Source organism: Streptomyces sp. NBC_00038 (genome assembly GCF_026343635.1).
In the GTDB taxonomy this organism is placed as follows: domain Bacteria; phylum Actinomycetota; class Actinomycetes; order Streptomycetales; family Streptomycetaceae; genus Streptomyces.
The window spans coordinates 8,029,021-8,053,555 of record NZ_JAPELQ010000001.1 but is presented as its reverse complement, the minus strand read 5'-3'; the positions used below and the strand labels follow the sequence as shown (position 1 = coordinate 8,053,555).

Annotated in this window: 20 protein-coding genes; 9 read left to right on the top strand and 11 right to left on the bottom strand. The window is 69.8% G+C overall.

Translation table 11 applies throughout. From position 1 onward, the window contains the following. Positions 1–71: 71 nt before the first annotated feature. From OG219_RS36310 to acnA, 5 genes are all read right to left on the bottom strand, one after another. Positions 72–3,347 carry a GH92 family glycosyl hydrolase gene (locus OG219_RS36310; RefSeq protein WP_266833776.1) on the bottom strand — a complete coding sequence of 1,092 codons (3,276 nt, stop codon included), beginning with the start codon at positions 3,345–3,347 and terminating at the stop codon, positions 72–74. A gap of 337 nt (positions 3,348–3,684) precedes the next feature. Beyond that, positions 3,685–4,761, bottom strand: coding sequence for a lytic polysaccharide monooxygenase (locus OG219_RS36305; RefSeq protein ID WP_266833774.1), 1,077 nt, complete (start codon positions 4,759–4,761; stop codon positions 3,685–3,687). A gap of 194 nt (positions 4,762–4,955) precedes the next feature. Beyond that, entirely contained in the window at positions 4,956–6,560 is a 1,605-nt protein-coding gene (locus OG219_RS36300) for a cell wall metabolism sensor histidine kinase WalK (protein WP_266833773.1), read from the bottom strand. Next, a complete protein-coding gene (locus tag OG219_RS36295; protein WP_266833771.1) occupies positions 6,557–7,273 on the bottom strand; it encodes a response regulator transcription factor in 717 nt (238 codons plus the stop codon). The genes OG219_RS36300 and OG219_RS36295 overlap by 4 nt, the downstream gene beginning before the upstream one ends. 157 nt (positions 7,274–7,430) lie before the next feature. Beyond that, a complete protein-coding gene (gene acnA, locus OG219_RS36290) occupies positions 7,431–10,145 on the bottom strand; it encodes an aconitate hydratase AcnA (protein WP_323183319.1) in 2,715 nt (904 codons plus the stop codon). Positions 10,146–10,396: 251 nt separating this feature from the next. On the opposite strand from acnA, the gene OG219_RS36285 reads away from it, so the two are divergent. After that, positions 10,397–10,597 (top strand): DUF4236 domain-containing protein, encoded by a 201-nt coding sequence (locus OG219_RS36285; RefSeq protein ID WP_266833767.1) that lies wholly within the window; start codon positions 10,397–10,399, stop codon positions 10,595–10,597. A 111-nt stretch (positions 10,598–10,708) separates the two neighbouring features. Then, positions 10,709–12,238, top strand: coding sequence for a UDP-N-acetylglucosamine 1-carboxyvinyltransferase (locus tag OG219_RS36280; protein ID WP_266833765.1), 1,530 nt, complete (start codon positions 10,709–10,711; stop codon positions 12,236–12,238). A gap of 24 nt (positions 12,239–12,262) precedes the next feature. On the opposite strand, the gene OG219_RS36275 is transcribed toward OG219_RS36280, so the two are convergent. The 3 genes from OG219_RS36275 to OG219_RS36265 form a co-directional block, all read right to left on the bottom strand. Then, positions 12,263–13,381 (bottom strand): NADH:flavin oxidoreductase, encoded by a 1,119-nt coding sequence (locus OG219_RS36275; RefSeq protein ID WP_266833763.1) that lies wholly within the window; start codon positions 13,379–13,381, stop codon positions 12,263–12,265. Positions 13,382–13,447: 66 nt separating this feature from the next. Beyond that, positions 13,448–15,007, bottom strand: a complete 1,560-nt coding sequence (locus OG219_RS36270; protein ID WP_266833762.1) for an MDR family MFS transporter — start codon at positions 15,005–15,007, stop codon at positions 13,448–13,450. A 13-nt stretch (positions 15,008–15,020) separates the two neighbouring features. After that, on the bottom strand, positions 15,021–15,620 hold the full coding sequence (locus tag OG219_RS36265; protein ID WP_266833760.1) for an NADPH-dependent FMN reductase: 600 nt from the start codon (positions 15,618–15,620) through the stop codon (positions 15,021–15,023). Positions 15,621–15,736: 116 nt separating this feature from the next. On the opposite strand from OG219_RS36265, the gene OG219_RS36260 reads away from it, so the two are divergent. Continuing rightward, positions 15,737–16,492, top strand: a complete 756-nt coding sequence (locus tag OG219_RS36260) for a TetR/AcrR family transcriptional regulator (protein WP_266833758.1) — start codon at positions 15,737–15,739, stop codon at positions 16,490–16,492. A gap of 94 nt (positions 16,493–16,586) precedes the next feature. Here OG219_RS36260 and OG219_RS36255 read toward each other — a convergent pair whose 3' ends face one another. Then, complete coding sequence (locus OG219_RS36255) at positions 16,587–17,018, bottom strand: DUF6299 family protein (RefSeq protein ID WP_266833756.1); 432 nt, start codon at positions 17,016–17,018, stop codon at positions 16,587–16,589. A gap of 287 nt (positions 17,019–17,305) precedes the next feature. Between OG219_RS36255 and OG219_RS36250 the strand changes: the two genes are divergently transcribed. From OG219_RS36250 to OG219_RS36225, 6 genes are all read left to right on the top strand, one after another. Beyond that, complete coding sequence (locus OG219_RS36250) at positions 17,306–17,506, top strand: DUF5999 family protein (RefSeq protein ID WP_266833754.1); 201 nt, start codon at positions 17,306–17,308, stop codon at positions 17,504–17,506. A 99-nt stretch (positions 17,507–17,605) separates the two neighbouring features. Next, positions 17,606–18,430 carry a PaaX family transcriptional regulator C-terminal domain-containing protein gene (locus OG219_RS36245; RefSeq protein ID WP_266833752.1) on the top strand — a complete coding sequence of 275 codons (825 nt, stop codon included), beginning with the start codon at positions 17,606–17,608 and terminating at the stop codon, positions 18,428–18,430. Positions 18,431–18,618: 188 nt separating this feature from the next. Then, a complete protein-coding gene (gene cysC, locus OG219_RS36240; RefSeq protein ID WP_266833750.1) occupies positions 18,619–19,170 on the top strand; it encodes an adenylyl-sulfate kinase in 552 nt (183 codons plus the stop codon). Continuing rightward, positions 19,167–20,087 carry a sulfate adenylyltransferase subunit CysD gene (gene cysD, locus OG219_RS36235; RefSeq protein WP_266833748.1) on the top strand — a complete coding sequence of 307 codons (921 nt, stop codon included), beginning with the start codon at positions 19,167–19,169 and terminating at the stop codon, positions 20,085–20,087. The genes cysC and cysD overlap by 4 nt, the downstream gene beginning before the upstream one ends. A 2-nt stretch (positions 20,088–20,089) precedes the next feature. Beyond that, on the top strand, positions 20,090–21,331 hold the full coding sequence (locus OG219_RS36230; RefSeq protein WP_266833746.1) for a sulfate adenylyltransferase subunit 1: 1,242 nt from the start codon (positions 20,090–20,092) through the stop codon (positions 21,329–21,331). A gap of 272 nt (positions 21,332–21,603) precedes the next feature. After that, positions 21,604–22,056, top strand: coding sequence for an ATP-binding protein (locus OG219_RS36225; protein ID WP_266833744.1), 453 nt, complete (start codon positions 21,604–21,606; stop codon positions 22,054–22,056). 24 nt (positions 22,057–22,080) lie between these two features. On the opposite strand, the gene argF is transcribed toward OG219_RS36225, so the two are convergent. Then, on the bottom strand, positions 22,081–23,088 hold the full coding sequence (gene argF, locus OG219_RS36220) for an ornithine carbamoyltransferase (protein WP_266833742.1): 1,008 nt from the start codon (positions 23,086–23,088) through the stop codon (positions 22,081–22,083). A gap of 61 nt (positions 23,089–23,149) precedes the next feature. After that, positions 23,150–24,373 carry an arginine deiminase gene (locus OG219_RS36215; protein WP_266833740.1) on the bottom strand — a complete coding sequence of 408 codons (1,224 nt, stop codon included), beginning with the start codon at positions 24,371–24,373 and terminating at the stop codon, positions 23,150–23,152. Between the last annotated feature and the right edge of the window lie 162 nt (positions 24,374–24,535).

Below are 24,535 nucleotides of genomic sequence, written 5' to 3'. Positions count from 1 at the left end.
GATACCCCCCACGGGAGAGGGGCGGTCGCGGAGTCCTGACTCCGCGGCCGCCCCTCAGCCATTGGCGTGGGTCAGTTCACCGCGAGGGTGAAGACGTGGAGATCGGTGTTGTCGGGCAGTTTCACGCTCTGGATGGTCTTGCCGGACGGGGCCTGGAAGGGCTTGGTGGCGAAGACGTACGTGGCCACCGGATCCTTGTCCGCGCCCGCGACGTTGCGGTACGCGGCCCTGGCGACGGTCTCGTTGTCGTACTGGACGGTGCCGCCTCCGCCGCCGACGGTCCAGTCGGTGAAGGAGAGGTCGACGGGGTCGGTGGTGCCGTCGGTGTAGGTGACGGTCGCCTTGGTCTGCTGGTTGCCGTTGACCGCGCTGCCGATGAACGACAACTGGCTTGCGGCTCGGGTGAGTTCGATGGTCTGGCCGGTCGCCGAGGCGTTGTCGGGACGGGCGGGCGGCGAGTCGGGCCAGGTGTAGGTGAGGCCGCCGGACAGCGTGCCCTGTTGGCCGGGTGTCAGACCCGCTGCGGCCAGCGCCTGGCGGGAGTAGCTCCAGCCGCCGCCGTCGTAGTCGGCCTCGTCGTGGTCGCCGGCGTCGTCCGAGACGCCGGTGTTGTTGTACGCGGCGAGGAGGGAGCCGGGGGCGGCGACGGTGAGGGCCACCGGCTGCCCGTACGAGGTGTCGGCCGACGTCACGGTGACCTTGACGTCGTAGAAGCCCTGTCTGGCGTCCGAGGCGGCGGACAGGGTGATCGCCTGTGCGCCGTCGACCACCGTTCCCTCGGCGGGTGTTGCCGTCACACCCTCCGGCACGTCCACCCGGAAGCGGACCTCGGGGCCCGCGCCGCCGCTGAGGGCGAGGGCGCGGATGTCGAGCTTCGTGCTGCCGCCGGGTGCGAGCGTCGCGGTGGTCGGGCCCACGCCGATCTGGTACGGCTGCTCGCCCTCGCGGAAGGAGGGCGGAGCGGCGGCCTCACTGCTGCCCCACTGCTTGTTGGCAGTGGCACCCAGCGTGTAGTCGAGCGTGCCGCCGTTGCGGACGAAGGACGCCGGGAGCCAGGCGCGGTCGCTGGAACGGCCGTTGACCTTCAGCGACTGCACGTACGGGGTGTCGGCGGCCGCGCCCGTGGCACGGATCTTGATGTCGGCGCCGCCCGGGCGGTCGATCTCGACACGCGGGAACAGCGGTGAGGACAGGGTGAGTTCGGCGCGGGACGGCACCTGGGGGTACATGCCGAGCGCGGAGAAGACGTACCAGGAGGACATGGCTCCGAGGTCGTCGTTGCCGGGGATGCCGCCCGGCTGTGTCGACCAGAGCTGGTTCATGGCCGCGCGGACGGTCTCCTGCGTCTTGTAGGGCGCGCCCGCGTACGCGTAGAGGTATGGCACGTTGGTCGAGGGCTCGTTGTCCAGCTCGGACTTGTCGCCGCCGCTGCCCGTGAAGGCCCAGCTGCCGTCGGCGTTGTGGAAGAAGGTGTCCAGGCGGTCCAGGGCCTTGTCCTTGCCGCCCATGGCCGCGAAGAGCCCGGCGGGGTTGTGCTGCACCATCCAGGTGTACTGGGCGGCCGTACCCTCGACGAAGCCGTTGCCGGTCGCCGGGGTGAAGCCGGTGACCCAGCTGCCGTCCGCCTTGCGGTTGGCGATGTAGCCGCCCGTCGGGTCGGCGGCGATGTTGAAGTTGTTCTGCCACCACTGGGAGCGGGTGGCGAAGTCGGCGGCCGTCTCCTTCTCCCCTGCCGCCGTGGCCAGTTGGGAGAGGGCGAAGTCGGCGCCGGACATCTCCAGGGTCTCGGCGGCGCCGCCCCAGGCGTTGGACACGGACGGCATGTAGTGCTGTTCCAGGTACTTGTCGAGGGAGGGTCGCTGGCCCACCGAGAGGACCGGCTTGCCCGCCGAGGAGAGGTCCTGCTCGGTCGGCACCGTCGCCGCCTTGACCAGCGAGTCGAGGGCGCCGCGCAGGTCGAAGTCCGTGCCGCCGAAGGCCCTGATGCCGGCGAGCGCGGCCGGTGAGGGGTCGCCGTTCATGACGTGCGTGCCGCTCGCTCCGTGCAGCCAGCGGTCCCAGATCCCGCCGTTCTGCCGGGCGAGTTCGAGCAGCGACTGCGCGATGTCGGAGCCGGTGTCCGGGCTGAGGAGGGTCAGCAGCTGGACCTGGGAGCGGTAGACGTCCCAGCCGGAGAAGGTGCCGTACTGGGCCTTGTGACCCTTGCTCACGACATGGACCTTCTCGTCGCTGCCTCTGTATCTGCGGTCGGCGTCACTGATGACGTTCGGGTGCAGGAGGGCGTGGTAGAGCGCGGTGTAGAAGGTGGTGCGGTCGGCGTCGGTGCCGCCGCCGACCTTGATGGCGTCGAGCTCGTCGCGCCAGGCCCGGTGGGCGGCGTCCTGGACGTCCGCGAATGTCCGGGTCGGTGGGTTCTCCGCGGCGAGGTTGGCCTTCGCGCCCGCCTGACTGACGTAGGAGATACCGACCTTGACGTTCACGGGGCCGACGCCGGGCTCGAACTCCACATAGCCGCCCGCGCCCTTGCCCGCGACCGGACGGCCGCCGGTGGTGAATCCGCCGGTTCCGCCGCTCGCCGCCGTGGTCCCCGGGCTCAGCTTGTCGTCCTGCCAGGTGCCGGTCGCCTTGAAGTCGCGGTCGAAGGTGGCGGTGAAGTAGAGGGTGTAGTAGGCGCGTTGACCCTCCGGGTCGAGGTATCCGCAGAAGTTCCCGGAGGTCACGGAGCCGGAGACCGTGCGGGTCGCCGGGTCGATGTGGACGTCCGAAGCCGTCGACCCCACCTCGGAGTTGGCGGTGCGGATCAGTAGGGAGGCGGGCTTGTCGGCGGGGTAGGTGAAGCGGCCCGAGCCCGTGCGGGTGGTCGCCGTGAGGTCGGCGGTGACGCCGGAGGCGAGGCCCACCTTGTAGTGGCCGGGCTCCGCGCTCTCGTCGGCGTGCGCGAAGTCGGCGGCGTACACCGCGTCCTTGGTGTCGCTCGCCGGGGAGGAGGTGACCTCGCCCGCGTACGGGAAGAAGGGAATGTCGCCGCTGCCGCCCGCGCAGCCCGTGCCGGACATGTGGGTGAGGCTGAAGCCGCGGATGCGGGTGGCGTCGTACTGGTAGCCGCCTGGCGCGGCCGTACTGGTGGCGCTTCCCCGGGTGTTCTCGGGGCTCCAGGAGAGCATGCCGAAGGGTGCGACGGCGCCGGGGAAGACATTGCCGCCGTTCTTGGTGCCGATGAGCGGGTCGACGTACGCGGTGGGGTCCCGGACGAGGTCCGGTGGTGCGGCGGTCGCGGCGAGCGCCGGGGTGGCGCCGCCGACCGTCAGAGCGACGGCCAGCAGGATGTAGGACGGACGGAAACGCATGACGCGGCCCCTCCTCCTTCGGACGGGTCGCGCACCACAGGTCGCACAAGCCGCAGGGACAGTAACGTGCGCCACGGGTACCACGGAAGACCGCGTACGGGGCCGCAGGCTCGCCCGGTGGGCACCCCGATGGCTCAGCGTGCGGGCGACCGCGGACCAACTGGCTTGACATCGTTGTCCGTTGAGGCGATAGAGTCATGCACAGACCATTCGACAACGTTGTCGCCCACCATGGTCGCCACAAGCCACGCACCAACCCGGGCCGGATTTCCCCCGACCGGCCCGGGCTCGCGGACCGGGTGAGTTCGTACCACCCACCCGGTCCGCCCTGAGCCGATCAACCGACCCGACAGGGAAGGGCGGTTGACGGATCGTCACCTGCGCCCTGGACGACGTACCCGAACGTCGCGCTCTCGCCCGGATCGAGCTCCCCGTTCCAGTCGGCGTTGTGCACCATCACCTCCTGGCCCTCGTACGTCGCGTTGCCGTTCCAGAGGCTGGCGACCGACTGCCCGCCCGGGAGGGTCCAGTCGACCATCCAGCCGAGCATCGGCACATCGCCGGTGTTGGTGACGGTCACCTCGGCCTGGTAGCCGCCGGACCAGCTGTTCGTCGTACGACGGGTCGCCGCGCACGCACCGGGCGGGGGCTCGGTCGGGTCGCCCGGGTCGTGGATGCCCGTCACCTCGCCGTTGCCGCCGTCGAAGACGACGTCGGAGCAGGAGTAGAAGGTCTCCGCGCTGTCCGAGCGCTGCCAGACCACGTAGACGATGTGGCGGCCCGACTTGCCCGCCGGAAGCGTCCCGGACCAGGAGTAGTTGGCCTCTACCGTGCCCGGACTGCCGTTCAGCGGCGGGTGGTCGACCGTGAGGAAGGGCGAGTCCTCCATGTCGTCCCACGTCAGCGTCTGTGTGGGATCGAAGCCGTCCTTGGTGATGTAGACGTAGAACCAACCGGGGTGCGCGGCCCAGGCGTTGTAGGAGAAGTCGACCGTCGCGCCGGAGGTCAGGTGCGTGAGCGGCCAGTCGTCGCGCGGCTGGTTGAAGCCCGTGAAGTTGGTGTTGCCGCCGCTGCACAGCTCGCCGTCCGGGACGAAGCCGCGGGTGCGCCCTGCGCCGTCCGAGCGGAGCACCGAGAACCAGTTGTAGAACGGCGTGGTGCCGCTCACCTGCTGCGCAGCCTTGCAGGCCGGGTTCACGGGCTTGATCTCGCCGGTGTCGGTCAGCCCGTCCTGCCAGCACAGGAAGGTGCGACTGGCCGGCTTCATGGGGGTGCCGTGGGCTTCGGCCTCGCCGCCCGCGGTGACGACCAGGCCGAGCGCCGGGACGGTGGCGAGGAGGGCGAGCAGGACCAGGAGGACCGCTCTGCGGCGGGTGGACAGCGGTAATCGCGTCGCACGTGCAGGCATGAGCATGACAAGAGCCCCTTTGCTCAGTGTCGTGTGGGGTCCGGATGGGGTGGGAGCGACTCCGCGGCGGGTTCCGGTCCACCATGATGGGAGCGCTCCCACCCCATTCGGAAGTTAGCGCGCACGGGAACCTCTGTAAACGCCTCGCGCACAACGGCCGCACCCGCACACAGGCGGGCGCGGCCGTCACTGCACCTCCGCTACGGGCGGCCGCGCGCCGACGACTCCCGAGCAGTCACCTGAGCGGCATCCGAAGAGAACGCAGCGACACGGTCGGGCCCCGCGGACGGGAGTTGGGCGACCGGACCCGACTCGGCCGGGACCAGCGCCGGGCGACCCGCGGGCGGCAGCACGATCGCGAACTCCGTGTGCCCCGGCTCGCTCTGGACCTCGATCAGGCCTCCGTGTGCCGCCGTGATGGCCTCGACGATGGCGAGCCCGAGTCCGGAGCCGCCGTCCGCCGGTCCGCTGCGGGCGCGGGAGACATCACCCCGGGTGAAGCGCTCGAAGACGGTGGGGAGCAGGTGCGGCGGGATACCGGGGCCGTCGTCGCGTACGCGGATGGTGCAGTACGCCTCCGTGGCCTCCACCGAGGCTGTGACGGTGGTGCCAACAGGCGTGTGCACACGGGCGTTGGCCAACAGGTTGGCCAACACCTGATGCAGGCGCGCCTCGTCCCCGATGACGAGGGCCGGGGAGTCCAGGAGCAGCGCCAGCTGCCAGTGGTGGCTGTCCCCGGCCGCGCGCGCGTCCCAGACCGCCTCCGCGACGAGAGCGGCGAGGTCCACTTCGGCGGACTCCAGGGGCCGCCCCTCGTCGAGCCGGGCGAGCAGCAGCAGGTCCTCGACGAGTCCGGTCATCCGCGCCGACTCGGCGGAGACCCGCCGCCAGGCCAGGGTGGGTTCGATCCGCTCGGTGCCGCGGTTCATCAGTTCCGCGTATCCGGCGATCGACGCGAGCGGTGTACGGAGTTCATGGCTGGCGTCGGCCAGGAAGCGGCGCATGCGTTCCTCGCTGCGCTGGCGTTCGGTGAGCGAGGACTCGACGTGGTCGATCATGCGGTTGAGGGCGGCGCCGACCTGGCCGGCCTCGCTGCCGGGGTCGGTGTCGCGTTCGGGCACCCGGATCAGGCCGATGACCTCGCCGTGTCCGAGCGGTGAGCGGGAGACCTCGACCGCGGTGGCCGCGACCCGCCCCAGCGGGCGCAGCTGGCGCCGGATGACAACGGCGCAGACGCAGCCGGCGACGGCGAGACCCGCGGCGGCCACGACGGCCTCGACCAGCACCAGACCGCTGATCATGTCCTGTACGTCGGCCATCGGGAGGCCGGTGAGCACGGGATTCCCGTCGGCCTGGAGGGCGGTGACCCGGTAGGTGCCGAGGCCGGGGACGGTGCGGGTGTGCAGCGAGCCGTCGGCCGTGATGCCGTCGAGGGCGTCGCGCTGGGCGTCGGTGAGGGTCTGCTGGGTGCCGTCGCTGGTCACCACCTCGGCGGCGACGACGTTCCCGGCGCTGTCGAGCCGGGCACCGACGGTACCGACGGCCTGCCCCTGTTCCCCGAGGAACGCGAGGCCCGTGCCGACGTCCGGTCCGACCTGGACTCCGCCCTGGCTGCGCTCGGCGGTGTCGCTGACCCGCTGGTCGAGGTGGTCGAGCAGACTGGCGCGCTGGGCGAAGACCGTGGTGAGCGCCATGGCCACGTACACGGCGACGAGCGTGGCGCCGATGAACACCAGCAGCCGGGTGCGCAGGGACTTCCCCCGCAGCCGGGCCCAGAGCGAGCGGCGCCGCGAACGGGAGCTCATCTCCTGTCCTCCGGCGGCCTGATGGCGTACCCGACCCCGCGCACGGTGTGGATCATGGGTGCGCGGCCCTTGTCGAGCTTCCGGCGCAGGCTCGATATGTACACCTCGATCAGGTTTCCGCCGCCGTCGAAGGAGCTGCTCCACACGTGGTCGAGGATCTGGGCCTTGCTGAGCACCTGGCGCGGGTGGCTCAGCAACAGGCTGAGCAGGTCGAACTCCTTGGCGGTGAGCTGGACCGGCGTACCGTCGCGGTGCACCTCGCGGGTGTCCTCGCTCAGCACCAGGTCGCCGAGGACACGTGCGGACCCCTCGGACCGGTCCTCCTCCGCGCCGGAGCGCCGCAGCAGTCCACGCAGCCGCAGGACGACCTCCTCCAGCGAGAAGGGCTTCGTCACATAGTCGTCGGCGCCCGCCTCGAGGCCGTCGAGGCGGTACTCCAGCGAGTCCCGGGCGGTCAGCATGAGAACGGGCAGCTTGGGCCTCTCGTGCCGCAGCCGCCGCAGGACCTGGATTCCGTCCAGGTCGGGCAGCATTCCGTCGAGGACGACGGCATGCGGGGCGCAGCCGCGCGCGACGCGCAGCGCGCTCTCCCCGTCGGCCGCCGGATAGGGCCGCCAGCCCGCCTCCGTGACGGCCACGGAGAGCAGTTCCGTGAGGCCGGGTTCGTCATCGACGATCAGCACGCGCACACGGTCGCTTCGGGTGCCAGACATGTGACGATCCTGTCCCGGTCTGCTGGGGGAATCCTGTGTTCCGCCTGAGATGTGCCCATGTCCCGAAGGCGAGGTACGGGGGAAATGGCCGAGGGCCGCACCCCCGTTCCCGGGGATGCGGCCCTCAACTGCCTTACCTGGCCGCTTACTTGTCCGCTTACTTGCGGATCAGGCTGCGCAGCACGTACTGCAGGATGCCGCCGTTGCGGTAGTAGTCGGCCTCACCGGGGGTGTCGATGCGGACGACCGCGTCGAACTCCACACCGGTGTCGGTGGTGACCTTGACCGTACGGGGGGTGGTGCCGTCGTTCAGCTCGGTGATGCCGGCGAAGGAGAAGGCCTCCTCGCCGGTCAGGCCGAGGGACTCGGCGGACTGGCCCGCCGGGTACTGCAGCGGGATGACGCCCATGCCGATGAGGTTCGAGCGGTGGATGCGCTCGTAGGACTCGGCGATGACGGCCTTGACGCCGAGCAGCGCGGTGCCCTTGGCGGCCCAGTCGCGGGACGAGCCGGAGCCGTACTCCTTGCCGGCCAGGATGACCAGCGGGGTGCCCTGCGCGATGTAGTTGCGCGAGGCGTCGTAGATGAAGGAGACCGGAGCACCCTCGACGGTGAAGTCGCGGGTGTAGCCGCCCTCGGTGCCCGGTGCGACCTGGTTGCGCAGGCGGATGTTGGCGAAGGTGCCGCGGATCATGACCTCGTGGTTGCCTCGGCGCGAGCCGTAGGAGTTGAAGTCACGCCGCTCGATGCCGTGCTCGGTGAGGTACTTGCCCGCCGGGGTGTCGGCCTTGATGGCGCCGGCCGGGGAGATGTGGTCGGTGGTGACCGAATCGCCCAGCTTGGCGAGCACGCGGGCACCGGTGATGTCGGTGACCGGGGACGGCTCGTGGGCCATGCCCTCGAAGTACGGGGGCTTGCGGACGTAGGTGGACTGCGGGTCCCACTCGAAGGTGTTGCCGGTCGGGATCGGCAGCGCCTGCCACTGGGCGTCGCCCGCGAAGACGTCGGCGTAGGACTTGTTGAACATGTCCTCGCCGATGGCGTTCGCCACGACGTCGTTGACCTCGGCCTCGGTGGGCCAGATGTCTTCGAGGTAGACCGGCTTGCCGTCCTGGTCGGTGCCGAGCGCGTCCTTGGTGATGTCCACCTTCATGGAGCCCGCGAGCGCGTAGGCGACGACCAGCGGCGGGGAGGCCAGGTAGTTCATCTTGACGTCGGGGTTGATCCGGCCCTCGAAGTTGCGGTTGCCGGAGAGCACCGAGGTGACGGCCAGGTCGTGCTCGTTGACCGCCTTGGAGACCTCCTCGGGCAGCGGGCCCGAGTTGCCGATGCAGGTGGTGCAGCCGTAGCCGACGAGGTTGAAGCCGACCTTGTCGAGGTAGGGGGTGAGCCCCGCCTTGTCGAAGTAGTCGGTGACGACCTTGGAACCCGGGGCGAGCGTGGTCTTGACCCACGGCTTGCGGGTCAGGCCCTTCTCCACGGCCTTCTTCGCGACGAGCGCGGCGGCGACCATGACGTACGGGTTCGAGGTGTTGGTGCAGGAGGTGATCGCGGCGACGGTGACGGCGCCGTGGTCGATCTCGTAGGTCGAACCGTCGGGGGCCGTGACCGTGGTCGGGCGGGTCGGTACGCCGTTGGCGCTGGCCGGGGCGTCGGAGGCCGGGAAGGACTCCTTGCCCGCCTCGTCGTCGTCCTCGACGTAGTTGCGGACGTCCTGCGCGAACTGCTGCGAGGCGTTGGCGAGGATGATCCGGTCCTGCGGGCGCTTCGGTCCCGCGATCGACGGCACGACCGTGGAGAGGTCGAGCTCCAGCTTCTCGGAGAAGTCGGGCTCGGCGGCCGGGTCGAGCCAGAGGCCCTGCTCCTTGGCGTACGCCTCGACGAGCGCGACCTGCTGGGCGTCGCGGCCGGTCAGGCGCAGGTACTTCAGGGTCTCGTCGTCGATCGGGAAGATCGCGGCGGTGGAGCCGAACTCCGGCGACATGTTGCCGATGGTGGCGCGGTTCGCGAGGGAGGTGGCGGCGACGCCCTCGCCGTAGAACTCGACGAACTTGCCGACCACGCCGTGCTTGCGCAGCATCTCGGTGATCGTGAGCACCAGGTCGGTGGCGGTCGTGCCGGCCGGCAGCTCACCGGTGAGCTTGAAGCCGACGACGCGCGGGATGAGCATCGAGACGGGCTGACCGAGCATCGCGGCCTCGGCCTCGATACCGCCGACGCCCCAACCCAGGACGCCCAGGCCGTTGACCATCGTGGTGTGCGAGTCGGTGCCGACGAGCGTGTCGGGGTACGCCTGGCCCTTGCGGACCATGACCGTGCGCGCCAGGTGCTCGATGTTGACCTGGTGGACGATGCCGGTGCCCGGCGGGACGACCTTGAACTCGTCGAAGGCGGTCTGGCCCCAGCGCAGGAACTGGTAGCGCTCCTTGTTGCGGCCGTACTCCAGCTCGACGTTCTGCGCGAAGGCGTCGTTCGTGCCGAACTTGTCGGCGATCACGGAGTGGTCGATGACCAGCTCGGCCGGCGCCAGCGGGTTGATCTTCGCCGGGTCACCGCCGAGCTCCTTGACGGCCTCACGCATGGTCGCGAGGTCCACGACACAGGGCACGCCGGTGAAGTCCTGCATGATCACGCGGGCGGGCGTGAACTGGATCTCCTGGCTGGGCTGCGCCTGGGAGTCCCAGTTGCCGATGGACCGGATGTGGTCGGCGGTGATGTTCGCGCCGTCCTCGGTGCGGAGGAGGTTCTCCAGCAGCACCTTCAGGCTGTACGGAAGGCGAGCCGAGCCTTCCACCTTGTCCAGCCGGAAGATCTCGTACGACTCGTCGCCCACCCGCAGCGTGCTGCGGGCGTCGAAGCTGTTCGCCGACACGACAGTCTCCTTCATGCATATATGTGCGCTTGCTACCGCATCCTGCCGCCACGGCGTCTCGACGATCCGCTAAGGTAAGGCTAAGTTAGGTATGCCTTACTGGGGTGGCGGCTTTCGGTGCGCCTCGGCAGATATCTCGATGTCGAGATAACTCTAGTACATGGGCGCGGGCTGGTCATGCCCGGCCTCCTTCGGGGTACCCGGTGTGGACCGGGAACCACCCGGCGTAATCGCCACAAGAGGGGGCACCCATGCCACTCACGTTCCGCAAGAGTTTCCGCATCCTTCCCGGGGTACGGCTGAACATCAACCGCCGCTCACTGTCCATCACCACCGGCGAGGGCCGCGGTCCGCGACACACGCGCAGCACCACCGGGCGCCGGACCACGTCGCAGAATCTGCCGGGCCCCTTCGGGTGGCGGCGCACCAGGCAGAGCCGGCGGGACCACTGACTGCGAGCCGGGCGGGGGCCGAACTCCCCCGCCCCCGGCCCGCGATGAGGCCGACACCCGGATGGGCGCGCTCCGTTTCTCTTTATCTCACAGGAGATATACGGTCGCGCCATGGCAGACGACTACCTCGTACGCATCGGCAAGCTCATCCGTGACGCCCGGCAGCACCGGGGCTGGACACAGTCGCAACTTGCCGAGGCGCTCGGCACCAGTCAGAGTGCCGTCAATCGCATCGAACGCGGCAACCAAAACATCAGCCTTGAGATGATCGCCCGAATCGGTGAAGCCCTGGACAGTGAGATCGTCTCTCTGGGCTATGCGGGTCCGATGCATCTGCGCGTGGTCGGCGGACGTCGTCTGTCCGGTTCGATCGACGTCAAGACCAGTAAGAACGCGTGTGTTGCGCTGCTGTGCGCGACGCTGCTCAACAAGGGGCGCACGGTGCTGCGCCGGGTCGCCCGCATCGAAGAGGTGTACCGCCTTCTGGAGGTACTCGGTTCGATCGGCGTCCGCACCCGCTGGATCAACGACGGCGTCGACCTGGAGATCGTGCCCCCGTCCGAGCTGGACATGGAGTCGATCGACGCCGAGGCCGCCGTCCGTACGCGGTCCATCATCATGTTCCTCGGGCCGCTGCTGCACCGCATGGACCGCTTCAAGCTGCCGTACGCGGGCGGTTGCGACCTGGGGACGCGGACGATCGAGCCGCACATGATCGCGCTGCGCCGCTTCGGGCTCGACATCGCGGCGACCGAGGGGATCTACCACGCGCAGGTGGACCGCTCGGTCTCCCCCGGCCGCCCGATCGTGCTGACCGAGCGCGGCGACACGGTGACCGAGAACGCGCTGCTCGCCGCCGCCCGCCACGACGGCGTGACCGTCATCCGCAACGCCTCCTCCAACTACATGGTCCAGGACCTGTGCTTCTTCCTGGAGGCCCTGGGCGTACGGGTCGAGGGCATCGGCACCACGACGCTCACCGTGCACGGCGTGCCGAACATCGACGTCGACGTGGACTACTCGCCCTCCGAGGACCCGGTCGAGGCGATGAGCCTGCTCGCCGCCGCGGTCGTCACCGAGTCCGAGCTGACGGTGTGCCGGGTGCCGATCGAGTTCCTGGAGATCGAGCTCGCGGTCCTGGAGGAGATGGGCCTCGATCACGACCGTACGGCCGAGTACTTCGCGGACAACGGCCGTACGCGCCTGATCGACCTCACCGTCCGGCCCTCCAAGCTGGAGGCGCCGATCGACAAGATCCACCCGATGCCGTTCCCCGGCCTGAACATCGACAACGTCCCGTTCTTCGCGGCCATCGCGGCCTCCGCGCAGGGCAAGACGCTGATCCACGACTGGGTCTACGACAACCGCGCGATCTACCTCACGGACCTGAACCGCCTCGGCGGCCGGCTCCAACTCCTCGACCCGCACCGGGTCCTGGTCGAGGGCCCGACCCGCTGGCGCGCCGCCGAGATGATGTGCCCGCCCGCGCTGCGCCCCGCCGTGGTCGTCCTCCTCGCCATGATGGCGGCCGACGGCACCTCCGTCCTGCGGAACGTGTACGTCATCAACCGCGGCTACGAGGACCTGGCCGAGCGGCTCAACTCGATCGGGGCGCAGATCGAGACGTTCCGGGACATCTGAGCAGGGTGGCCGTCCTGGGCGGGTTCAGTGGAGGGTGCCGAGGAGTCCCACGTGGAAGGGCTGGAGCTCCTCGGTCCGGCCGTCCAGGATCTTCGTGATCCACTCGGGGTCGCCCAGCAGGGCGCGTCCGATGGCCACCAGGTCGAACTCGTCGCGCTCCATCCGGTCGAGCAGCGCGTCGATGCCGGTGACCGAACCCGGCTTCCCCTGGAACACGTCGATGAACTCGTTGTCGAGGCCCACCGATCCGACGCTGATCGTGGGCCTGCCCGAGACCTTCTTCGTCCAGCCCGCGAGGTTGAGCTCGGATCCCTCGAACTCGGGCAGGTGAAAACGCCGGGTCGAGCAGTGGAAGGCGTCCACCCCCGCGTCCGACAGCGGGGCGAGCAGGGTTTCGAGTTCCTGCGGCGACCGGGCGAGCCTGGCCTGGTAGGCGCCCACCTTCCACTGCGAGAACCGGAAGGTGATGGGAAAGTCCGGGGCGACCGCCGCACGGCAGGCGGCGACGATCTCGGCGGCGAAGCGGGCACGGGCGCCGAGGTCACCGCCGTACGCGTCGGTACGGCGGTTGGTCCGCTCCCAGAGGAACTGGTCGATCAGATAGCCGTGGGCCGCGTGCACCTCGATGCCGTCGAAGCCGGTCCGCTCGGCGGCCGCGGCGGATTCGGCGTAGGCGGTGACGACTTCGTCGATGTCTGCCCGCGTCATGGCCCGGCCCGTCGGCGTGCCGTCGACCCCGATGCCGGAGGGGCCGATGCTCGGGGCCTCGGGCACCGGAGGGGATCCGGCCTTCCGGTCCAGGCCCAGGTGCCACAGCTGCGACAGGATCCTCCCGCCCGCGCCGTGCACCGCCTCCGTCACCCCGGCCCAGCCGGCCAGGGCCTGTTCGCCGTGCATACGGGGGACGCGGTCGCTTGAGCCCGCCGAGTCATGGCCGACGTACGTCCCCTCGGTGATGACCAGACCGGCGCCGCCCGACGCGCGCCGCGCGTAGTACGCCGCCACGTCGTCGCCCGGCACGCCGCCGGGTGAGAACTCCCGGGTCATCGGCGCCATCACGATCCGGTTGGGGAGGGTGAGGCCGCCCAGGGAGAAGGGGCGCAGCAGGACTTCCCTGGCGCGCTCGGCGGGGGTGGTCGGCATCAGAAGGGTCTGCTTTCGGTCGGGGCGCGGGGCGCCGGTGTCTTACGGGATCAGGACGATGAGGAGTCAGTCCGCGGACGTCGCGGGGATCTGGACATGCTCTGAACTCCCCGCCAGTCCTGGCGACTTGGCGGCAGGAGTCCCTCGGACGAACCAGGCGAGGGCGAAGGCGGCGGCGGAGAGCAGGGCGGTGCCGATGAGGACGCCGTGCAGACCGCTGGTGAAGGCCTCCTGGAAGGCACCGCGCAGTCGCGCGGGCATCCCGTCGACCGAGGACGGGGTCAACTCGCCGCCGGAGGTGAGTTGTTCGGCGGTGCGCTCGCCGAGCCGGTCGGTGAGTTCGCCCGTCATCCGCCCGAGGTGCACGGCGCCGAGCGCGGCGACACCGAGCGAGCCGCCGATGATGCGCAGCAGCGTGACCGTCCCGGTGGCGGCGCCCATGTCGCGCGGGGGTGCCGTGTTCATCGTGGTGAGCAGCGTGCTCTGCATCAGCATGCCGACGCCGATGCCGAGGACCAGGGTGAGGGCCGAGGCCGCGAACACCGGGGTGTCCGTGTCGAGCAGGAGCAGCAGCAGCGCGCCGGTGACCGTGACGGCCCCGCCGGTGATCGGGACGACCCGGTCCAGGCCGCCCCGGTCCATCAGCCGCCCGGTGGTCAGCTGCGCCGCCAGCATGCCCGTCATCAGGGGCAGGATCTGCATGCCGCTGACGGTGGCGGTGGAGCCCTGCACGAACTGCATGTACTGGGGAAGGTAGTTGATCACCGAGATCAGTACGGCACCGGCCAGGAAGCTGAGTGCCTGGGCCAGGGCGAAGTCACGGCTGCGGAACAGCCGCGGCGGGATGACGGGTTCCGCCGCACGCTGTTCCACCCGGACGAATCCGGCGAGGGCCGCGGCGGCGACCAAGGCGAGCAGCACGGTCTGCGCCGATCCCCAGCCGTAGCGGGCGCCTGCCCAGCCGGCCAGCAGGGTGAGCGCCAGGATCGCGGTGGTCAGCAGCGCCGTGCCGGGATAATCGATCCGTCCGCCGGTGCGCTCCTTCGGCAGCCGTACGCCCTTGGCGACCGCGAACAGCGCGACCATGCCGAAGGGCACGTTGACGTAGAACACCCAGCGCCAGTCGAGGACTTCGGTGATGAAGCCGCCGAGCAGCGGTCCGCCGACGAAGGCGACCGGCAGCATCACGCCGACCATCGACTGGACGCGGCCGCGCTCGTGCGCGGGGACCAGTACGCCGATGACCGACAGCGCGCCGACCATGAGTCCGCCGGCGCCCAGGCCCTGGACGGCGCGGAAGGCGATGAGCTGTGCCATGTCCTGGGCGAGTCCGCACAGGACGGTGCCGACCAGGAAGAGCAGCACGGACCACATGTAGGCGCCCTTGCGGCCCTTGAGGTCGCCGAGTTTGCCCCAGATCGGGGTGGCGGCGGCCATGGTGAGCATGTACGACGTGACGGACCAGGTGTAGTGGTCCAGGCCGCCGAGGTCGCCGACGATGGTCGGCAGGGCGATGCCGACGATCTGTCCGTCGAGGGTGCCCAGGAAGATGCCGAGCATGAGCCCGAAGAGGCCGAGGTGAGGCAGCTTCGAAGGGGGCTGCGTGAGCGCCGTGTCGCCGGTCATGGCTGTGCTCGCTTCAGCCGGCGTACGGGCGGGCGGCGCGGGCGTCCCGAAGTGCCTTTCCCCACCAGGCCAGTTGGTCGAGCAGGACCTTGGCCGCGCCGTCGCACTCCGGGTCGAGGGGCTTGCCGTCCGGGCCGAACTTGTCTCCGTAGTTGTGGAAGCTGACCGTGTTGCGGATCGTCGTGGCGTGCAACTCGGCGAGGACGAGCCGTAGTTGCTCGACCGCGCGCAGGCCTCCCGAGATGCCGCCGTAGGAGACGAAGGCGACGGGCTTGGCGTGCCACTGCGTGTTGTGCCAGTCGATCGCGTTCTTCAGGGCCGCCGGATAACTGTGGTTGTACTCCGGGGTGATGATGACGAAGGCGTCGGCGGCCTCCAGGCGCGGGGCGACCGCACCGAGCAACGACAGGTCCTCGTCCGGCAGTTGCTGCCCGAAGGACGGCATGACGGTCGGCAGGGGCGTCTCGACCAGGTCAACGAGATCGACTTCCATGTCCTTGCGCTGGGCGATCCGGTCCTGCAGCCAGTCGGCCACCACCGGCCCGAAGCGTCCGTTCCTGGTGCTGCCGACGAGGGCCGCCACCTGCAGAGGGCTGTCGTTCAGGTCACTCATGCGGAACTCCTGGAAGTGTACGGCGTATCATTGGAGATACAACGTACACAGCAGTGTGTACGTTGTCCACTGCTGGTACGTTGTACACAAACCCGGCACCGGAAGGAGCCCCGCCCATGCCCGCTCGGAGGAAAGAGGAGAAGCAGGTGACGCCGGAGCCGTCCGGACCCAGGGAGAGCGCCTCCCTGTGGGAGCGCCTCGACCGCCCGGCGCCCGCGCCTCGCTCCACGCTCACCCCGCAGCGCATCGCCGCGGCCGCTGTGGCGATCGCAGACACGGAAGGCCTCGACGCCGTCACCATGCGGCGCCTCGCGGCCGATCTGGGGGTCGCACCGATGGCGGCGTACCGCTATGTGTCCGGCAAGGACGAGCTGCTCGAGCTGATGGTCGACCACGTCTACGGCGAGCTGGCGCTGCCCGAGGAGGCCAAGGACTGGCGGGAGGTCATGCGGGGGCTCGCCCTGCGCACCAGGACCATGCTCCTCGGGCATCCCTGGGTGACCCGCACGGCGGTGGTCACGCTGACCCCGAACCAACTGGCCGTACCCGAACGGGCCCTGTCCGCGCTCGACGGGCTCGGCCTGGACGCCGACACGATGATGGCGGTCTGCCGCACGGTCGACTCCTATGTGCAGGGCGCCGTGGGCTTCGAGATCGGCCTCAGCGAACTGCTGCGGGAGCAGGGCTGGTCCAGCACGAACGAGGCGCGCACCGGTCTGGCACCGCGCATGACGTGGCTGATGGGCACCGGCCGCTACCCGACGTACGAGCGCTATCTCCGGGAGGCGACCCGCAAGGACGACCTGGAGTGGCAGTTCGAGACCGGCCTCGATTCGGTCCTCGACGGGATCGCCGCGCGCCTGGGCATCTGAATTCGCGTCACTTCGGCGGCGTGGACGGCCATCGAGCAGCACGGCAGGGGCGACCTCGCCGCACTGCTCGCCGGTCGCGGCAGCTGGACCCTGCTCAGCTCTCGGTGAGCGTGATGTCCTGCTCCTGCCTCGCGTGGAAGTTCGGCAGCGGCAGGCCGCCCGGGCCGGGGCTCAGTTCCATCAGGGTGGCCTCGACGTGGGCGGCGCCCGGAGTGAGGGTGCCGGGCGTGCGCTTCTCCGAGTTGGTCCAGTTGTGCACCGCGCCGTCGCAGACCGCCGAGGTGCCGCCGATGCCCTGGCGCACCCGGGGGTCGCCCTGCGAGACCGAGGAGGACACGAACACGGGGCCGGAACTGCTCAGGCAGCGGTAGGTGCCGGAGAGGGTGATGGTTCCGTCGGCCGCGACCCGACCGGTGGGGTCGACGGTCAGCTGGTCGTACGGTCCGGACTGCGCAACGGCGGACGGGGCGGCGAGCAGGAGCAGCGCGGCGGCGGTTGCCGCGCCGAGGACCTGGCGCACGGACATGGGGATACCTCCTGGAACGGGGCCTGAAAAAGGGGCCTGGAAAAGGGCGCTCCACAGGTACCGGTCCACGCCCCGGAAGCCGGCGTCCGGCACCCCGAGGGCCCTGATCATCACTCCTTTGGTGGCGGATCCGCACCGTCCGTCTTGGGGACGTCCAAGTGTTGTCCGCGTGTTGTCACGCTTCACGGCCCGCTGTTCCGATGAGTTCGCCGCGCGCGCATGGTCTATGTATGCGAGGACGGCGACGACGCCGTCGGCACTCATCGCATACGACGTGGAGGTGCGCCATGTGTTCACACCAGTCTTCGTCCCCTTCCGCTTCCGCGGACAGCAACGCCCCGCACATCGTGGCGGCCCACCCCGAGCAGGGCTGGAACCTCCTGTGCAACGGCGCGATCGTCTTCGACGACACCGGCGAACTGCACCCCGACGGCAGCGTGGTCGCTCCCCGCCGGGTGTTCGTCGAGCAGCTGGCCGTCGCGGCCTGATCCCGTTCTCCGCCGGCCGGGTCCGGCGCCTGCACGGTGAGCCCGTCGAGCTCGACCGGATCCACCTGCGGCGATCCCAAGTGATCTTCGCGGACTAGAGTGATCAACGTGTCAGAGCAGCACGCACCACGGTCCCTCATCGTCACGTTCTACGGCGCGTACGGCCGCTTCATGCCCGGCCCGGTGCCGGTGTCCGAGTTGATCCGGCTCCTCGCCGCGGTCGGCGTGGACGCGCCCTCCGTACGGTCGTCCGTCTCGCGGCTCAAACGTCGCGGCCTGCTGGAACCGGTGCGTACGGCGGCGGGCGCGGCCGGGTACGCGCTGTCGCCCGACGCGCGGCAACTGCTCGACGACGGCGACCGGCGGGTGTACGCGACGGAGCCTCCCAAGGACGACGGCTGGGTACTCGCCGTCTTCTCCGTTCCGGAGTCCGAACGGCAGAAACGACATGTGCTGCGCTCGCGGCTCGCAGGTCTGGGTTTCGGAACGGCGGCCCCCGGGGTGTGGCTCGCCCCGGCCCGGCTCCACGAAGAGGCGCGGCACACGCTGGAGCGGCTGCGGCTCGACCCGTACGTGGAGCTCTTCCGCGGGGAGCATCTGGGCTTCGCCGCGACGGCGGACGCGGTGGCGCGCTGGTGGGACCTCACCTCGATCGCCAAGCAGCACGAGGAGTTCCTCGACGAGCACGCGCACGTGCTGCACGACTGGGAGCGGCGCGCGGACACCCCGCCGGAGGCGGCGTACCGCGACTATCTGCTCGCCCTGGACTCCTGGCGCCACCTCCCGTACACGGACCCTGGGCTGCCTACCGCCCTGCTTCCGCAGGACTGGCCCGGCGCGCGCTCGGCCGCCGTCTTCCGGGCGCTGCACGAGCGGTTGCGGGACGCGGGGGCGGTTTTCGCCGACGTACCCGGGCGGGTCTAGGCGCCGGCTCCCGCATGCCGGAAAGCGGCATAAGCGTCAACTTCGGTACGCAGGGACGCCTGTGGCATGTGATCTCAGTTACAACATCAGTCACTAAGACAACCCTCAGCCTCTTCCTTACCTCTTCTCATGTTCCTTACCTAGCGTCGTGAGCCGCACGACGCCAGGACAGGAAGAGGACTGCACGTATGACCAACACGGCAAGGGCTCAGGGAGCCACCGTCTGGCTCACGGGCCTGCCGAGTGCCGGCAAGACCACCATCGCCGGCATTCTGGGCAACCGCCTGAAGGCCGAGGGGCACCGCGTGGAGGTTCTCGACGGTGACGAGGTGCGCCGTTTCCTCTCCGCAGGCCTCGGCTTCTCCCGCGAGGACCGCAACACGAACGTCCAGCGCATCGGCCTGGTCGCCGAGGTGCTCGCGCGCAACGGCGTGCTCGCCGTGGTCCCCGTCATCGCGCCGTACGCCGACAGCCGCGAGGCCGTCCGCAAGCGGCACGAGGCGAGCGGGACGCCGTACGTCGAGGTGCATGTCGCCACCCCGGTCGAGGTGTGCAGCGAGCGCGATGTGAAGGGGCTGTACGCCCAGCAGGCCGCGGGCCGGCTCACCGGCCTGACCGGCATCGACGATCCCTACGAGCCGCCGATAGACCCGGCGCTCACGCTGGAGACGCACCTGCAGACCCCGGAGGAGTCCGCGGCCTCGGTGCACGCGGTGCTCGCGGCGAGGGGGATCCTGTGACCTCGGCAACGGCTGAGCGGTCCTTCACGCTCTCGCATCTGGACGCTCTGGAGTCCGAGGCGGTGCACATCTTCCGCGAGGTGGCGGGTGAGTTCGAGCGGCCGGTGATCCTCTTCTCCGGCGGCAAGGACTCCATCGTCATGCTGCACCTCGCCCTCAAGGCCTTCGCACCCGCCGCGATCCCCTTCACGCTCCTGCACGTCGACACCGGACACAACTTCCCCGAAGTCCTGGAATACCGCGACCGCGTCGTCGCCGAACACGGCCTTCGCCTCCACGTCGCCTCCGTCCAGGACTACATCGACCGCGGCCTGCTCCGCGAACGCCCCGACGGCACCCGCAACCCCCTCCAGACCGTCCCCTTGACGGAGAAGATCCAGTCCGAACGCTTCGACGCCGTCTTCGGCGGCGGACGCCGCGACGAGGAAAAAGCCCGTGCCAAGGAACGCGTCTTCTCCCTCCGCGACGAGTTCTCCCAGTGGGACCCCCGCCGCCAGCGCCCCGAACTCTGGCAGCTCTACAACGGCCGCCACGCACCCGGGGAACACGTCCGCGTCTTCCCTCTCTCCAACTGGACCGAACTCGACGTCTGGCAGTACATCGCCCGCGAAGGGATCGAGCTGCCCGAGATCTACTTCGCCCACGAGCGTGAGGTCTTCAAGCGGTCCAACATGTGGCTCACCGCGGGAGAGTGGGGCGGCCCCAAGGACGGCGAGACCGTCGAGAAGCGACAGGTCCGCTACCGCACCGTCGGCGACATGTCCTGCACCGGCGCCGTCGACTCCGACGCCACCACACTCGAAGCCGTCATCACCGAGATCGCCGCCTCCCGCCTCACCGAACGCGGCGCCACCCGCGCCGACGACAAAATGTCCGAGGCCGCGATGGAAGACCGCAAGCGCGAGGGGTACTTCTAACCATGACCAGCACCACCACCGCCATGGTTGGCGCACCCACCACCATCGACACGCTGCGCTTCGCGACAGCCGGTTCCGTCGACGACGGCAAGTCCACCCTCGTCGGACGCCTGCTGCACGACTCCAAGTCGGTCCTGACCGACCAGCTGGAGGCCGTCGAACGCGTCTCCCAGAGCCGCGGCCAGGACGCCCCCGACCTCGCCCTCCTCACCGACGGCCTGCGCGCCGAACGCGAGCAGGGCATCACCATCGACGTCGCCTACCGCTACTTCGCCACACCCCGCCGCCGGTTCATCCTGGCCGACACCCCCGGGCACGTGCAGTACACGCGGAACATGGTCACCGGCGCCTCCACCGCCGAGCTGGCGATCATCCTCATCGACGCGCGCCACGGCGTGGTCGAGCAGACCCGCCGGCACGCCGCCGTCGCAGCACTCCTGCGCGTCCCGCACGTCGTCCTCGCCGTCAACAAGATGGACCTCGTCGGATACGAGGAGAAGGACTTCGACCGCATCGTCGAGGACTTCGCGGGCCACGCCGCCGAGCTGGGCCTCCCCGGGTTCACGCCGATCCCGGTCTCCGCGCTCTGCGGCGACAACGTGGTGGAGCGTTCGGCGCACATGGACTGGTACGAGGGTCCGGCGCTCCTGGAGTTCCTGGAGACGGTGCCGGTCGGCTCCGACCTCCCGTCCGCTCCGGCGCGCTTCCCGGTGCAGTACGTGATCAGGCACGACGAAGTCCGCCACTACGCGGGCCAGCTGGTGTCCGGCACCCTGCGGGTCGGTGACCGCGTGACGGTCCACCCGTCCGGCGAGAGCTCCGAGATCGTCGGCATCGACGTGCTCGGCAGGGACGCGGACGTCGCGTACGCGCCCCAGTCACTGACCCTGCGCCTGGCCGACCAGCGCGACATCTCGCGTGGCGACATGATCACGGCGGGAGCGGACGTGCCCACGCTCACCCAGGACGTCCGGGCGGCCGTCTGCCATCTGGCCGACCGGGCGCTGCGCGTCGGTGACCGCGTCCTCGTCAGGCACACGACGCGGACCGTGAAGGCGATCGTCAAGGATCTGGGCGACGCGGCCGAGCTGACCGCGAACGACCTCGGCCGGATCACCCTGCGCACCGCCGAGCCGCTCGCGCTCGACGACTACGCCGACGTCCGCCGCACCGGCGCGTTCCTCCTGATCGACCCGGCGGACGGCTCGACCCTGACGGCGGGAATGGCCGACCTCTCCGCGTAGCACCCGGTCGGACGCCCCCGAGCCCCCAGCCCTCGGATACGAGGGGGGCTCGGGGGCTTTCGTGCGTTCGCCCCCGTACAGAGCCCGGGGGCCCGTCACTGAGTCACGGATCGTCTATAGCCCCGTAACGGTGGGAGCACGCGCGGGAGGCGGACCGTTCACCTGGGTACACAGCCTGATGCCGGGCCAAAAGTCCCGGAATACGCCCGCCGAGCGCCTCTGTCCGGTCGAGTCGTACCATTTCTATAGTTGAAAGCAGGACAGCCTGCTACATGAACGGACCCTCCTTGCCCGACACCCCCGCCCCTGCCTCCTGGCGCATCGCGCTGCCGCACACCGCCGCAGCCGTGCCCGTCGCCCGCGCGCTGGTCCGTACGGCGCTGGCCGAGCTGGAGCACGCGGCGGACAGCGACACCGCTGAGCTGCTCACCGCGGAGCTGGTCGCCAACGCCGTGGAGCACACCGCTGGGGACGGCCCCATAGAGCTGGTCGTCGAGCTGCTGCCGACCGGCTGCCAGGTCGAGGTGCACGATCCGGACCCGGCACCGCCGGGCGATCTCACGGTCCCCGACCCGGCCTGCGAGCCCGACCCCTGGCAGGAGCACGGCCGCGGCCTCCTCCTGATCCGCACCCTCAGCTCGTCCTGCGGCCACCGCCCCACGGGCTCCGGCAAGGCGGTCTGGTTCAGACTGCCGGTAGTACCGCAGCAGCGACGACCGGTGTAACCCCCGGCGGCCGACCCTCGCCGGTCAGGCCAGCGTCGCGACCAGGATCGCCTTGATCGTGTGCAGCCGGTTCTCCGCCTCGTCGAAGACGACCGAGTGCGCCGACTCGAAGACCTCGTCGGTGACCTCCAGCGAATCCAGGCCATGGGTCTCGTAGATCTCCCTGCCGACCTTGGTGCCCAGGTCGTGGAAGGCGGGGAGGCAGTGCAGGAACTTCACGTCCGGGTTGCCGGTGGCGCGCAGGACGTCCATCGTCACGGCGTACGGGGAGAGCGCGCCGATCCGCTCGTCCCACACGTCCTTCGGCTCCCCCATGGAGACCCAGACGTCGGTGGCGACGAAGTCGGCGCCCTGGACGCCCTCGGAAACACTCTCGGTGAGCGTGACGCGGCCGCCGCTGCCCTCGGCCAGCTTGCGGGCCCGGGCGACGATCTCGTCGGTGGGCCAGTACGCCTGCGGGGCGACGATACGGACGTCCATGCCGAGCAGCGCGCCGGTGATCAGATACGAGTTGCCCATGTTGAAGCGGGCGTCGCCGAGATAGGCGAAGGCGATCTCACCGAGCGGCTTGTCGCTGTGCTCCGTCATCGTGAGCACGTCGGCGAGCATCTGAGTGGGGTGCCAGTCGTCGGTCAGACCGTTGTAGACGGGCACACCGGCGTACGCGGCCAGCTCCTCGACCGCCGCCTGGCTGTCCCCCCGGTACTCGATCGCGTCGAACATCCGGCCGAGCACCCGTGCGGTGTCCTTCACCGACTCCTTGTGACCTATCTGCGAACCGGACGGGTCGAGATACGTCGTCGAGGCACCCTGGTCCGCCGCCGCGACCTCGAACGCGCAGCGCGTACGCGTCGAGGTCTTCTCGAAGATCAGCGCGATGTTCCTGCCCCGCAGGTGCTGGGGCTCGGCCCCTGCCTTCTTGGCCGCCTTCAGCTCGGCGGCCAGCTCGATCAGACCGCGGAACTCGTCCCCGGTGAAGTCCAGCTCCTTGAGGAAGTGGCGGCCGGCGAGGGCGGTCGGGACTGTCGCCATGGGGGCGCTCCAACGGTTACGGGACACGGACCTTTGGAATTCTATACGACGCTCAGCATGTCTATACGGCCGTGCGTTCGACCGGACAGCTCATGCAGCGCGGCCCGCCCCTCCCCCGCCCCAGCTCGCTCCCCGGGATCTCGATCACTTCGATGCCCTGTTTGCGCAGATGGGTGTTGGTGGTCGCGTTCCGCTCGTACGCGACCACCACGCCCGGTTCGACCGCGAGGACGTTGCAGCCGTCGTCCCACTGCTCACGCTCGGCCGCGTGCACATCCTGCGTGGCGGTCAGCACACGGATCTCGTTCAGGCCGAGGGCCGCGGCGATCGCGCGGTGCATGTGCTCCGGGGGGTGGTCGGTGACCTTCAGCTCCTTGTCCCCCACGCCCGGTTCGATGGTGTACGAGCGGAGCATGCCGAGCCCGGCGTACTGCGTGAAGATGTCGCCGTCGACCATGGTCATCACGGTGTCGAGGTGCATGAAGGCCCGCCGCTTGGGCATGTCGAGCGCCACGATGGTGCGCGCGGACCCGGCGGCGAAGAGCTTGTGCGCGAGCATCTCGACGGCCTGCGGGGTCGTCCGCTCGCTCATGCCGATGAGCACGGCGCCGTTGCCGATGACGAGCACGTCGCCGCCCTCGATCGTGGAGGGGTAGTCCGCCTGCCCCCGCGACCAGAGATTGAAGCTCTCGTCACGGAAGAGCGGATGGTGCCGGTAGATCGCCTCGAAGTGCACGGTCTCGCGCTGCCGGGCCGGCCAGCGCATGGCGTTGATGGAGACCCCGTCGTAGATCCAGGCGGAGGTGTCCCGGGTGAAGAGGTGGTTGGGCAGCGGGCCGAGCAGGAAGTCGTCGAGGTCCATGACATGGAAGCGCACCGAGGTCGGTTCCATGTGGGCGTCCAGGTACTCGCGCTTGGTCATACCGCCGACCAGTGCGGCCGCCAGCTCGGGGGCGGGCAGGGTTTCGAAGGAGGCCCTCAGGTGGTCGGTGGCGAGCGGCCCGTACTCCTTCTCGTCGAAGACCCGGTCCAGGACGAGCGATCTGGCCGCCGGGATCTCCAGGGCCTCCGTGAGCAGATCACCGAAGAGGTGGACGGTGACGCCGCGGTCGCGCAGGACGTCCGCGAACCCGTCGTGCTCCGCGCGGGCCCGGCGCACCCACAGCACGTCGTCGAAGAGCAGAGCGTCCTTGTTGCTGGGGGTGAGCCTTTTGAGCTCTAGATCAGGCCGGTGCAGGATGACGCGGCGCAGCCGCCCGGCCTCGGAGTCGACGTGGAATCCCATGCCTCCATCCTGACCATCCGGACGCCTGTTCACCCACCGATCGGGCCGACCCGCTCCGTTTGATCTCGTCCTCTTGACGATAAGCGGCCCTCTCCATTATCGTCGTGTTGACGAAAATGACGGACGAGGGTCGCTGAGGTGCTATCGGGCCGCTCAGCGACG